Source organism: Pedobacter sp. WC2423, from assembly GCF_040822065.1.
Taxonomy (GTDB): domain Bacteria; phylum Bacteroidota; class Bacteroidia; order Sphingobacteriales; family Sphingobacteriaceae; genus Pedobacter.
Map to the genome: position 1 here is coordinate 1,474,765 of NZ_CP162005.1, position 11,982 is coordinate 1,486,746.

Below are 11,982 nucleotides of genomic sequence, written 5' to 3' on the forward strand. Positions count from 1 at the left end.
ATATCAGGCGGAGATGAAAGTTTCCGCCGGATATTCATAAATATGAAAAAAGTAAAACTAGATATTGTTGGTTTATCCTATAGCCAAACCCAATCCGGAGCCTACGCACTGGTACTTGGAGAAGTAAACGGCAGAAGACGTTTGCCTATCATCATAGGTGCATTCGAAGCTCAGGCTATTGCAATTGAGATTGAAAAAATGACCCCAAGCAGGCCATTGACGCATGATCTGTTCAAAACATTTGCGCAGACTTATAAAATTGAAATTAAAGAAATTCTGATCTACAACCTGGTGGATGGTGTCTTCTTTGCGAAGCTGATCTGTACAGACGGTGAAAGAACAGAAGAAATTGACGCCAGAACATCGGATGCGATTGCACTGGCTGTTCGTTTCAATTCCTCAATTTACACTTACGAATTTATTTTATCCTCCGCAGGTATCGTTATTGAAGGCAACGACTTTGTTTTTCTCGAGAACATGGATAATTTGAATAAGGAACATGGACAGGAAGATATTGATACTTCAATTCCCGGAACTGGCTTTGGAAACCTTAGCGTTGAGGAACTTAATCAAAAACTTCAGGAAGCTATTGCTGAGGAAGCCTATGAAAAAGCGGCCCGTATCAGAGATGAACTCAACAAAAGAAATTCATCCCAATAGTTATTATTTGCAAGTTTATACACATCTTTATTTTTTCTACCCAAATTTTTTTATTTGAATATTTTTTATGGAGCGTTTTCACGGAGTAATTGGCGTCATTTTTATACTGGGCCTGGCTTATCTTTGTTCTAACAACAAGAAGAAGATTAATTTTAGACTTGTAGCAAGTGGCCTCACGCTTCAGATAGTCATCGCAGTTCTTGTGCTTAGAGTTGCTCCTGTTCAGCACTTCTTTGAATTTCTTGGAAAAGGAATGCAGAAAATCGAGCAATTTGCTAAAGTAGGTGTTGATTTTGTTTATGGTGGTGTTGCCGTGATCGGTTTTGATGGTAAAACACATGCCTATGCCGCCCCTGAAAGTTTCATTTTTGCTTTTAATGTAACCGCCACAATCATCCTGGTTTGTGTGCTGGTAGCTATATTTTATCATTTCGGTATTATGCAGCGTATTGTTTCTGTGATTGCCAAAGGAATGAACTTTATTATGCGTGTGAGTGGCGCTGAAGCTTTAAGTAACGTAGCCAGTGCCTTTGTTGGCCAGGTTGAAGCTCAGGTCATGATCAAACCTTATCTTAAAGGAATGACAAAAAGTGAATTGCTGGCCTCCATGAGCGGTAGTTTAGCCTGTATTGCCGGTGGTATCCTGATTGTTTATGCAAATATGGGTGCTCAGGCAGGAATGAACCTTGCCCCGAAACTAATAATGGCCAGTTTGATGGCAGCTCCCGGAGCTTTGATTATTTCCAAAATAGTTTTCCCGGAAACAGAAGTTTCACAAACTATGGGTAAAGTAAAACTTGAGGTTAAAAGTGAATATACGAACCTGATTGATGCGATTTCGCATGGTGCAGGAGAAGGTTTTAAGATTGCAATGAACGTAATTGCGATGTTAATCGGCTTTATTGCCTTAATCGCTTTAGTAGATTATACTTTAGTTCACATCGGCCATCTTTTCAATCCAAACTTTAATTTATCACTGGACTGGATTTTTGGCAGATTATTCTATCCATTTGCCTGGTCAATGGGTATTCCTGATGTAGATGTAAGTAATGCAGCTACCCTGCTTGGTCAAAAATTAACCGTGAATGAATTCCTTGCTTTCAAAAACCTGACTACTAAAGCAGTTCCGATTGTTACCGAAAAAGGTGTATTGATCATCAGTATCGCTATTTGCGGTTTTGCTAATTTCAGCAGCGTTGGTATGCAGATTGGTGGAATTGGAGAGCTTGCACCAGAACGTCGTGCAGACTTAGCTAAACTAGGCTTAAAAGCGTTAATGTGCGGAACATTAGCTTCTTACCTTTCTGCTTCTATTGCAGGTGTATTAATGTAATCTTATTGATTTAACAGAAAATGAAAACAACAGAATTTGCTATAATCGGCTTAGGTGGTGTTGGTGGTTATTTCGGTTTTAAACTAGCTCAGAAATATGCTGCAGACAGCGCAATCAATGTTACTTTTATTGCCCGCGAAAAAACCTACGAAATTGTTAAAGAAAATGGTCTTACCCTGCTTTCTCCAGCGCATGAAGATCCTATTGCCAGACCACATCAAATTTTAAAAACTGTAGCTGAACTAGGTCATACCGATGTATTTGTTATCTGTGTCAAAGAATATGATCTGGAGAATATCTGTAATCAATTAAAGGATAAAATCAAAAGCGATACTGTTATCCTGCCTTTAATGAATGGTGTGGATATTTATGAAAGAATACGGAAAATAATCACTGGTGGAATTGTACTGCCTTCCTGTGTTTATGTAGCTTCACATATCAAAGAAAAAGGAGTTGTCGAACACAAAGGAAATCCTGGTAAAATCACTGTAGGAAAAGACCCGGAACATCCCGAATTCGATCCTAAAAGTATCGTTGACTTGTTTAAGAAAGCTTCGGTCGATATCGACTACAAAGAAGATTCATTCCCGGCTATCTGGTCCAAATACTTTTTCATTGCAAGTTTTGGATTGGTTTCTGCCAGGTACAACAAATCAATTGGACAAGTTAACGAGGAGGAAGAATTACACCAGAGAGCATTAGCAGTAATGCAGGAAATACAAGCAATCGCAGTCAAAAAAGAGATAGCTCTTCCTGAAAACATTATTGAACAGACTTTTCAGAAAGCAGCCTCCTTCCCTTTCCAAACACCGACTTCTTTACAGCTGGATGTACAATCCGGAAAAGAAAACACGGAACTTGAACTATTTGCCGGAGCGATTATAGCCTATGGAAAAGAGCTGGGCATTCCTGTTCCGGAAACCACTGACATTTATAATGAAATCAAAAACGGCATGCTGGTTTAGCCTTTATTTTTGAAATAATTCAGGCCGAATAAAGTAAGTGAGCAACCTATTAAACCAGAAAGCACTGTAGATGAAAAGCCTTTAGTTAATAAAAGCCATGCATCACCAAGGATAAGAATAAGTAATAAAATTGAAATAATCTTTATTCCATTCTTTTTAAAGAAATCTGCCATAGTTATTTTTGAAGAATTGCAAATTTAAATATTTTTTGTCACCTGAGCGGTGCTGAGATTCAAAAGGAAAAGATTTCCTTTTGAATCTCTTCCTTTTAAGTTAACATTTCCTGTAACAAATCAAACAAGGTCAGGTTCTTTGCACAACCAAAATAGTTATGATCCAAAATCAGGTAGATTGTCTTTTTAGAAATCCCATCATTGGTTACAATTCTAAGCGGCTGGCATAACAAACCCAGATTTTTAACAAAATTACGCTGATAACTTTCATCAAAACCTATATAAACTTCTTCTATATCCCCTAGTGAGATCTTCAAATCTATATCCTGATCATCACCCTTAACCCATAACCCCTGTTCTGTTAAAACTAAAACCCCGGTATGATCATGTACCGGAGGAACACCTGTAAACTGGGCAGCAATGTTGTTAATCCCTGTTTTTGATTCCAGTTCATCATCATAACTCCATAATACTCTTGCGTCTAATAAATTCATTGCTTAAAATTGAGATGCTCGTTAGGGTTGCAAAATTAGCATTTTATTGATTAATTAAACCTACCTTCACCAACATGATGGTGATTTGCCATATATTTTCCCACCCGCTCCTTGCAAAACACCTTCAATACGCTAATCGACAGTTTTATAGACAATAAGGTAGGCATCACAGAAAATTTTTTAAGCGTGGCTTTAGCCTCTCAACTCAAAGAAAACCTGCATAGTCTTTACCAGGATAAATTACTGCTATCTGCAGGAACGGGAAATGAAACTATAGTTTCTCATGATCAGCTGGTTAGAAGTGACAAGATCTACTGGCTGGACAGGAAGCACGGCAATATTCACGAAAACAGCTTTTTCGATTTGATGGATAGCTTTGTCAGTTATCTCAACAGCACTTGTTATACCGGTATTACTGGTTATGAATTTCATTATACATTGTATGAAGAAGGAAGTTTTTATAAAAAACATCTTGATCAGTTCAAGAACAATGATAGCAGACAATATTCAATGATCATTTATTTAAATGCAAACTGGCAGGAAAATGATGGCGGAGAACTTTGTATTCATCATTCGGATAGTTTGCAAAAAATATCACCTGATAATGGTAAAAGTGTTTTCTTCAAAAGCAGTGAACTTGTACATGAAGTTTTAATCACACATAAACAAAGACTAAGTATAACCGGCTGGTTGAAAATTAATTAAAAACGTTTAAATTGCTGCGTTAATACGACGTAATGAAACTCATTTTCAACCTTTGTTTACTCCTGGCAATTTGCATCCGGGCCAATGCACAAGAATTCACCTATAACCAGGGAGGAACTTCTGCTAAAAACTATTATGAAGAGATTCCCTATCAAACGATAAACGGCAAAATGTTCATTCAGGTAGAACTGCATGGCAAAAAGCATAAATTCTTATTTGATACCGGCGCCCCCGTTGCGATTAGTCCGGAACTGGTTACGCAGCTGAAAGCGAAATTTCTGGACGAAGACACACTTTCAGATGTCAACGGCGTTACCGATACGATGGGAGTCGTGCAGATCCCGCAAATCAAAATAGGTAAAATCAGGTTTGATCACATCCCTGCAATTACGCTATTCCCCGACTTTTACAGGTGCTGGGGTATAGACGGAGTTATAGGAAGTAATATTCTCCGCAATTCCATTGTGAGTATCGATGGAAAAAAGCAGGTTATTATTTTGACCGATCAGCTGGAAAAATTAAAACTGAATGATAGCTATAGCTCCCCGATGATTACCAATACAAGTTATCAAAGTAATCCAATTATTAAGATTCAGCTAAAAGATAACACTACAATCGATCTGGGATTCGATACAGGTGATAATGAATTTCTTCGCATCTCTGAAGAGCTGTTGAGCCAGCTACCTGATTCCGGAGCTTATGAAATCCTGGCCAAAGGTTATGGAGCCAATACCATAGGCGGACTGGGATTGCAGCAAAGTGCCGAAAAATATTTATTGAGGTTTCCCCAGATAAAAATAGGTAATGGATTGTTTAACAACACCATTATGGAAACCAATAAAAGTGGCAGTTCAGCTATAGGATCAAAGATTTTACTATACGGAGTGGTGACACTGGATTTTATTCACAGTAAATTCTACTTTAACAGCACTAAAAAAGACAATGAAGTCAGAGAGAAACAATGGCCATTTGTACCTACTGTAATTAATGACCGGCTTGCGGTTGGTGTAGTTTGGGACAAATATAAAAATGAAGTAAAACCCGGCCAGCGTATCGTGGCCATTGATAATGTAGATTACGCCGATGTTACCCTATGTGATATGCTGAACCGTCCGCATATATTAGCAGGCAAAGAAACAGCTATTATCACCATAAAGGACGATCAGGGGAACCTGCAAAAAATACAGATCAGTAAACTGCACTATTAAATTGCGGTTGCCCGGCTAAATATAAAAAATCCCCGTTAAAATTATTTAACGGGGATTTTTTCAATATACCTAGCTGAAACTTAAGGTATTTTTCAGCTTAGCATGTAAATATTATCGTTTTTCTATTTCAACAAAATCTCTGTTGGTATGCCCAACATAAATTTGGCGCGGACGGCCAATAGGCTCTTTATTTTCATGCATTTCTTTCCATTGTGCAATCCATCCTGGTAAACGGCCAAGTGCGAACAATACAGTGAACATATCTGTAGGGAAACCTAAAGCTCTATAGATAATACCTGAGTAAAAATCAACATTAGGGTATAATTTACGCTCTACAAAGTAAGGATCACTTAAAGCTGCTTCTTCCAGTTTTTTAGCGATTTCAAGCACAGGATCATTGATACCTAATTTCTCCAGGATATCATCACATGCTTTTTTGATAATTTTAGCACGTGGATCAAAGTTTTTATATACTCTGTGTCCAAATCCCATCATACGGAAAGGATCATTTTTATCTTTTGCTTTATTGATCCATTTTTCCGTATCCCCACCATCTTCTTTGATCAATTCCAGCATTTCAATTACAGCCTGGTTAGCACCACCATGAAGCGGGCCCCATAAAGCGTCAATACCAGCAGAAACTGAAGCATATAAATTACAATCTGAAGATCCTACCATTCTCACTGTAGATGCAGAGCAGTTTTGCTCATGATCAGCATGTAAAATCAATAAAGTATTCATTGCTTTCACTACTACCGGGTCAATTTCAACCTCTTCTGTACGCTGACCGAAAGTCATGTTCAGGTAGTTACTTACATAATCATATTTATTTTTTGGATAGATCAGTGGATGACCCAGAGATTTTTTATAAATAAATGATACAATTGTCGGGAACTTAGCCAGCAATTTGATCATCGTAAGGTTCATTGTTTCTGGCGAAGAATTAGCATTCAGCGATTCAGGGTAGAATGTGGACAATGAACATACCAATGAAGCTAACTGAGCCATTGGGTGAGATTTCGAAGGATAGCCATCCAGGAATTTTTTCATATCCTCATGGATCAGCGTATGCTTGGTGATTTGAGATTGAAAATCTTCCAGTGCTTTAGCTGTTGGCAGATCTCCGTAGATCAGTAAAAAAGCGACTTCAAGGAAAGTAGATTTCTCTGCCAGCTCTTCAATTGAATAACCTCTGTATTTCAAGACACCTTTTTCACCATCTAAAAAGGTAATTGCACTTTTTGTAGATCCTGTGTTTTTGTAGCCTAAGTCCAGGGTAATGTGCCCTGTTAAATCCCTTAATTTTGAAATATCAATTGACTTTTCACCCTCGGTACCAGTTACAATGGGAAATTCATATACTTTACCATCGATCTTAATTTCTGCAATATCTGACATATATCTTCTAATTTATAAATAACAAATTTAACTATTCTACTGAAATAGCTTATATACAATGATAACAAAGCTGTTAAATAATTGTTAACCGCGGGTCATCATTAAGTAAGAATTGAGCTTATTTCTTTGCTTTAATCACTTCCAGCACTGCGCCGCAAGTCAGCATTTCTTTTCCATAATATGGATTGCTGATCTTTTTCTCTGAAGACAACCAATCTCCCCCATCACCATTATTGGCCATCGGGCAATGTTGTACATAAATAGATCCTTGCGTAATATCAGCATGTTTAAAGAGTGCGATTACATCAGAACTCAGTGCAGTAAATTCTTTACGCTGCACCTTAATATCCTCAGTACCTGCAATTTTTTCTGCAATCAAAGCTGTATTTTCGCAACCTTCATAAGCTTTAAGTGAAGCAGCCAGGTCCAGAGCAGTCTGGTGTGCAGCTGCTGCATTACCGGCAACCAGCGAATTTTTCAGGCTGATATAGCCTTTATATATGCTTTCCGATTTGGGATCGGCAAGCTTAACATCATTCACTTCTGCTGCCTCACTGGCAGTAGTTGTGCTGTCTGTTACAGCAGTTTTATTTTTCACAGCGCCAGTACAGGCCATCAAAGTTGATAAAACTGCTATTCCAATATATTTCTTCATCAATTTCGTTTTTTGCTCAAAATACTATTTTAATTTTAAATACTTAAAAAACCACAAGATAAATGAACTGCTTTTCATAAATATTGCAATTAGTTGAGAAGTTAGCCTGTACGAAATTATAAAAAGATTAGTTAAGATCTGAGTTTACCCCTGCAACACAGCAGTATAAATTTTAATAATTGAAAACATATCTTCATTTTATAGTGAATAAGATTAATAGTTAAAAAATAGTTATCAAGAAGTAAAACGCATAATAATTACATATTGCTACAATGTTTTGCAACAATATTTTTTAAGTATAGGGGTATCACCAGGCCAGTGCGTTTTAGCTGTGAAATTAAATTACACATGAGCGCACCCAATTTCAGAGACTTTACCAGATTAACAATACTCTCCTCTTTTTTATTCACCGTTGTTTTATTGACTTCGTGCCAGAAAAGACTAACTGTCGACTTACTCTCAGCTGCAGATCGTCCTGTACTGAATGTATGGATGAATGAAAATACCCCGGTAAAGGCACGCTTTACCCTATCCGGCGGGTTAGCGGATGGCCAATCTTTTAAAGATCCTGAAAATGTAGAAACCAAATTATACGAAAATGATGTTTTTAAAGAGTCATTGAAGTCTCAGACCATAGATGGCAAAAAATATTTTATAAGCACTATTGGAGTACTTAAAGATAAGAAGTATAAAGTAACAGCTGCCGCACCTGGTTTTGACCTGGTAGAGGGCAGTGATATTATTCCGGACATCAGCACGATAGAAATCAACAATCAGGCTGTTATCGAATCCAATAGCGATCAGTATCAATTAAAATTCAATTTCCTGCTGAAGAATACCAGTAAAAAAAAGCAATATTACCGCTTCAGGATCTTATATGAAGACCGTAACTCAGGCAAAACAATCAAAAAGATGCCATTTTATATCCGACCGGTCAATACCTCTGATATTTTTGGAAGCGTGAACTCCAGCAAAAAAGCGTGGTTTGTTGAAAAAGCTCAACCAGCCGGAGAAACTATATTTTATGCTTTCAGTACAGATGACCATCCAGCATCAAAAAATAACTATATAGAAGTCACCGTGCTTACTGAAACCAGTTATAAATATTTAAAGAGTATATCTAAAGCAGATAATAGCGAAGAAGACCCTTTTGCAGAAAAAGTAATTATCCATAGTAATATACAAAATGGCTTAGGCATAGTTGGCGGTTTATCTTCTAAAGAATTCCCTGTACCTAACCCTTAAAACCGGATCAGCCAACCGGTAGCCGGAAAAAGAAAGCAGAGCCATAATCAGCTTTTCTTTTGAATTCACCAACACCTGAAAAATACTAATAATATTAGCAAATAATAAAAATAAAAGATTCTTTTCATATTTTCGTTGAATCTACTATAATTCAACTACTCAATGAAAATCATGATTTTTGGAGCATCAGGCTCTGGTACAACCACTTTAGCTCATCGGCTCTCCATTGAACTGGGCTTTAGCCACCTTGATACCGATGACTATTACTGGCTCAAAAGTGAAATACCCTTTGAGCTAAAACGCGATCCACAAGAGCGCGACAACTTATTTATCAGCGATTTTAAGAAAAGTGAAAACATTGTTGTTTCTGGCTCCATATTAAACTGGAATGACCAGTTTTTTAATTATTTCGATCTGGTTGTATTTCTATGGATCCCACCTGCAGTTAGAATAGCACGCTTAATTAAAAGAGAAACCGAACAGTATGGAGATTTACTGACCACAGATGAATACTGGAAAAAAAAGTTTGCTGAATTTATTGAATGGGCATCAGGCTATGACCAGCCTGGCTTTCCAAGCAGAAGTTTCGAACAACATACCAATTGGCTCCATAAATTACAGGTTCCGGTTCTCAGATTAGAAAGTGATATTACTGTTGAAGAACGATTGCGGCTGGTCAGAGAGAAAATTGAGCACCTGTCTATCCATCAGGAACTGACATTTACAGAAAAGAATGAAATCAACCGGACACTTTATGATCTGCTGCTATCTGCCGACCCGTCTATAGAAGTTATCAATTCATATACGCACAATAACGAGATTTTTGTTGCCTTATACCGGAAAAAGATCATTGGTGCTTTTGTACTGCTGCCTTTAAATAAAAGCACTATTGAAATCAAGAATATCGCTGTTAAAACTCAGTATCAAGGTATTGGTCTGGGTAAACGCCTGCTGGAAAAGGCTGCTGTTGCTTCCATAGCCAAAGGATTTAAAACACTCAGGATTGCAACTGGTAACTCAAGTATCGGTCAGCTGGCTTTATATCAAAAAGGAGGTTTCGAACTCGTGGGTATGAATCACAACTTCTTTATTGATCATTATCCCCACCCGATTATTGAAAATGGGATCCGTTGTAAACACCTGCTGATTTTAGAAAGGAGTATATAGTTACTGTGTTTTTTTCAGGTAAAGAATTACAATAAAATATAAACAGATCAGACCGAGTATAAACCCACCTAATACGTCTGTAAGCCAATGGGCCCCCAGATATATTCGCGAAAAAGGTATCGTTAAGATCAAAAACGCTGACAGCAAAGCTACCACTATCCTTAAACCCAGGTTAATCTGTTTAAGATTCCACATCAAAAACAGCAGAAAGCCGAAAAATATGGTGTAAAATAAGGTATGTCCACTGGGAAAGCTTTGCTGTTTAGCTATTTCTACTATTCTAACCAGTTTGATAGTAGGCCTTGGCCGGTTGACCAGTATTTTGATAACCGTACTGATCAGGCCTGAAATAAAAGTAAGTATCACAAAAAGTGCTTCTCTGCGAAATTTAAAGACATAGAAGATCATTGCCACTGCTAAACCCATAAACATTGGAACAGGAAAAGCACCAAACCAGCTAATCAGCTCCATAAGCTTATCCAGTTCAGGGCTCTGGGTTGATTGTACCGCTGCAGAAACTTTTAAATCAATAGCCGATAGCGGAAACAATGCGACAAGAAAGGATAAAAACAGGAACCCCAAACACAGGATTATTAAAAACCAGGTCAAAAATCTTTTTCTACTTACAGTTGCGGTGTCTATCAATTTATACAAGATTACAGGAAATGCCAAAAATACAAATCACAATGGAGAATCAATGACCTGACAGGCTATTCTTTAGCAAAACCTACCTTATAAAAGGTAACTTTTTAATAACAAAAAGGCAGAACTTATAAAAATTCTGCCTTTTTTAGTGTTCATTCGTGATTAACTCAGGAGCGGTGCATGGATAACCAGGTCTTCCTTTAAATCAGCAACAAAGTGATCTATCTGCTCCTTACTAACGCCGGGCATGCAAATCACATGGCTATTACCATCCTCAGTTGCAATCTGCCATTTCTGCCTTAATGCAATAGAAGGGGCAGGAAATACGACTGTTAATGCCGAAGGATTAGTCCACGCTTTAACACCAATAGCATTCATACTTTTAACGGTATAAGCTGCAATTTCCAGGCATTCCAAAGCACGCTGCTTCAACCCTTCTTTACCTAATTTCTTAATCGCATACCACATAAAAATAGGGCTGTGACCGTTACGGCTACCAGTAATCGTAGTATCTACCGTACCTATATAAGGAATTGCTTTCCCGATTCTGTCCTTATAGTTCTTTTTAACCAGTACCAATCCGCAAGGAATAGGTGAACCAATAAATTTGTGTCCGCTAATTGCCATACTATCTGTACCATTTTCGAAATCAAACCCTGGTTTAAGATCTAACAATGCACTATAGGTTCCTGCTAAAGCTGCATCACAATGGATATAATGATTTTTGATCGCCTGTTTACGTAAAATCTGCTGGATCTGCTTTAAATCATCTTTCGCTTCCATCATCGTTGTACCGATATTGGCCAGGATAATTACTGGCTGATCACGATGCATTTGTACCATTGCATTCAAATCCTCATAATCCATTTCTCCATTTTCCTGGGTTCTGATAACAATACTACGCAGATTCAGCAGCTGGATATTCTTCTGTACACTATAATGAGTTGCTTCCGAATAATAAACAATTCCATTCGGATATAATTCTCTGGCTACATATAAACCATAAAGGTTTCCTTCCGAGCCGCCATTCGTTACATATCCCCACCAGTTCTTTGCCGGTGCATTAAACAGCTCAGCAAAAAACTCTAAAACTTCCAGTTCCAGCGAGCGGGAATTCAGATCATAAGTAGATTCTACCCATGGATCGCCCACATTATTTAACGGCAGCTTCAGCAACGGATATAACTCTGAATAATCAAAGTCCTGCGCAATAGGATACCCAATAAAATATTTTGAGCGTTCCTCTGCCATTTTCATATAAGTACTCAGCCGATCATTATCCTGAGTGTTCAATTGTGTTTTCATTTCGTGGCCTGTCTGTATATGGTATTTAA

The 11,982-nt window shown here is 37.7% G+C and carries 13 protein-coding genes; 7 read left to right on the plus strand and 6 right to left on the minus strand.

All coding sequences use genetic code 11. The features are described from left to right. Window positions 1-42 precede the first annotated feature (42 nt). The 3 genes from AB3G38_RS05690 to AB3G38_RS05700 all read left to right on the plus strand — a co-directional run bounded on the left by AB3G38_RS05690 (window position 43) and on the right by AB3G38_RS05700 (window position 2,958). Complete coding sequence (locus tag AB3G38_RS05690) at window positions 43-660, plus strand: bifunctional nuclease domain-containing protein (protein ID WP_367867530.1); 618 nt, start codon at window positions 43-45, stop codon at window positions 658-660. Window positions 661-727: 67 nt separating this feature from the next. After that, window positions 728-1,993 (plus strand): NupC/NupG family nucleoside CNT transporter, encoded by a 1,266-nt coding sequence (locus AB3G38_RS05695; RefSeq protein WP_367867531.1) that lies wholly within the window; start codon window positions 728-730, stop codon window positions 1,991-1,993. A gap of 20 nt (window positions 1,994-2,013) precedes the next feature. Next, window positions 2,014-2,958: a ketopantoate reductase family protein gene (locus AB3G38_RS05700; RefSeq protein ID WP_367867532.1), complete on the plus strand. Its 945-nt coding sequence runs from the start codon at window positions 2,014-2,016 to the stop codon at window positions 2,956-2,958. On the opposite strand, the gene AB3G38_RS05705 is transcribed toward AB3G38_RS05700, so the two are convergent. Continuing rightward, window positions 2,955-3,131 carry a hypothetical protein gene (locus AB3G38_RS05705; protein WP_367867533.1) on the minus strand — a complete coding sequence of 59 codons (177 nt, stop codon included), beginning with the start codon at window positions 3,129-3,131 and terminating at the stop codon, window positions 2,955-2,957. The genes AB3G38_RS05700 and AB3G38_RS05705 overlap by 4 nt on opposite strands. A 95-nt stretch (window positions 3,132-3,226) precedes the next feature. After that, complete coding sequence (locus AB3G38_RS05710) at window positions 3,227-3,625, minus strand: hypothetical protein (RefSeq protein ID WP_367867534.1); 399 nt, start codon at window positions 3,623-3,625, stop codon at window positions 3,227-3,229. A gap of 186 nt (window positions 3,626-3,811) precedes the next feature. Here AB3G38_RS05710 and AB3G38_RS05715 point away from each other — a divergent pair, with 186 nt between their 5' ends. Then, window positions 3,812-4,330, plus strand: coding sequence for a 2OG-Fe(II) oxygenase (locus AB3G38_RS05715; protein ID WP_367867535.1), 519 nt, complete (start codon window positions 3,812-3,814; stop codon window positions 4,328-4,330). Between the two features lie 32 nt (window positions 4,331-4,362). Further along, window positions 4,363-5,538 (plus strand): retropepsin-like aspartic protease, encoded by a 1,176-nt coding sequence (locus AB3G38_RS05720; protein ID WP_367867536.1) that lies wholly within the window; start codon window positions 4,363-4,365, stop codon window positions 5,536-5,538. A gap of 111 nt (window positions 5,539-5,649) precedes the next feature. On the opposite strand, the gene AB3G38_RS05725 is transcribed toward AB3G38_RS05720, so the two are convergent. Both AB3G38_RS05725 and AB3G38_RS05730 read right to left on the minus strand, forming a co-directional pair. Then, window positions 5,650-6,936, minus strand: coding sequence for a citrate synthase (locus AB3G38_RS05725; protein WP_367867537.1), 1,287 nt, complete (start codon window positions 6,934-6,936; stop codon window positions 5,650-5,652). A gap of 118 nt (window positions 6,937-7,054) precedes the next feature. After that, the gene (locus tag AB3G38_RS05730) at window positions 7,055-7,591 is read right to left on the minus strand and encodes a DUF3347 domain-containing protein (RefSeq protein WP_367867538.1); all 537 of its coding nucleotides are present in this window, start codon (window positions 7,589-7,591) and stop codon (window positions 7,055-7,057) included. A gap of 348 nt (window positions 7,592-7,939) precedes the next feature. On the opposite strand from AB3G38_RS05730, the gene AB3G38_RS05735 reads away from it, so the two are divergent. Together AB3G38_RS05735 and AB3G38_RS05740 are read left to right on the plus strand one after the other, a co-directional pair. Next, on the plus strand, window positions 7,940-8,836 hold the full coding sequence (locus AB3G38_RS05735) for a DUF4249 domain-containing protein (RefSeq protein ID WP_367867539.1): 897 nt from the start codon (window positions 7,940-7,942) through the stop codon (window positions 8,834-8,836). 162 nt (window positions 8,837-8,998) lie between these two features. Next, window positions 8,999-10,003, plus strand: coding sequence for a GNAT family N-acetyltransferase (locus AB3G38_RS05740; protein WP_367867540.1), 1,005 nt, complete (start codon window positions 8,999-9,001; stop codon window positions 10,001-10,003). On the opposite strand, the gene AB3G38_RS05745 is transcribed toward AB3G38_RS05740, so the two are convergent. Together AB3G38_RS05745 and AB3G38_RS05750 are read right to left on the minus strand one after the other, a co-directional pair. Next, complete coding sequence (locus tag AB3G38_RS05745) at window positions 10,004-10,585, minus strand: phosphatase PAP2 family protein (protein WP_367867541.1); 582 nt, start codon at window positions 10,583-10,585, stop codon at window positions 10,004-10,006. A gap of 225 nt (window positions 10,586-10,810) precedes the next feature. Continuing rightward, window positions 10,811-11,953, minus strand: coding sequence for a histidine decarboxylase (locus tag AB3G38_RS05750; protein WP_367867542.1), 1,143 nt, complete (start codon window positions 11,951-11,953; stop codon window positions 10,811-10,813). Between the last annotated feature and the right edge of the window lie 29 nt (window positions 11,954-11,982).

Excerpts from the sequence above, each read along its gene's own strand:
- AB3G38_RS05690 (WP_367867530.1), top strand. The coding sequence starts at position 43 with ATGAAAAAAGTAAAACTAGATATTGTTGGTTTATCCTATAGCCAAACC.
- AB3G38_RS05695 (WP_367867531.1), top strand. The coding sequence starts at position 728 with ATGGAGCGTTTTCACGGAGTAATTGGCGTCATTTTTATACTGGGCCTG.
- AB3G38_RS05700 (WP_367867532.1), top strand. The coding sequence starts at position 2,014 with ATGAAAACAACAGAATTTGCTATAATCGGCTTAGGTGGTGTTGGTGGT.
- AB3G38_RS05705 (WP_367867533.1), bottom strand. The coding sequence starts at position 3,131 with ATGGCAGATTTCTTTAAAAAGAATGGAATAAAGATTATTTCAATTTTA.
- AB3G38_RS05710 (WP_367867534.1), bottom strand. The coding sequence starts at position 3,625 with ATGAATTTATTAGACGCAAGAGTATTATGGAGTTATGATGATGAACTG.
- AB3G38_RS05720 (WP_367867536.1), top strand. The coding sequence starts at position 4,363 with ATGAAACTCATTTTCAACCTTTGTTTACTCCTGGCAATTTGCATCCGG.
- AB3G38_RS05725 (WP_367867537.1), bottom strand. The coding sequence starts at position 6,936 with ATGTCAGATATTGCAGAAATTAAGATCGATGGTAAAGTATATGAATTT.
- AB3G38_RS05730 (WP_367867538.1), bottom strand. The coding sequence starts at position 7,591 with ATGAAGAAATATATTGGAATAGCAGTTTTATCAACTTTGATGGCCTGT.
- AB3G38_RS05735 (WP_367867539.1), top strand. The coding sequence starts at position 7,940 with ATGAGCGCACCCAATTTCAGAGACTTTACCAGATTAACAATACTCTCC.
- AB3G38_RS05740 (WP_367867540.1), top strand. The coding sequence starts at position 8,999 with ATGAAAATCATGATTTTTGGAGCATCAGGCTCTGGTACAACCACTTTA.
- AB3G38_RS05750 (WP_367867542.1), bottom strand. The coding sequence starts at position 11,953 with ATGAAAACACAATTGAACACTCAGGATAATGATCGGCTGAGTACTTAT.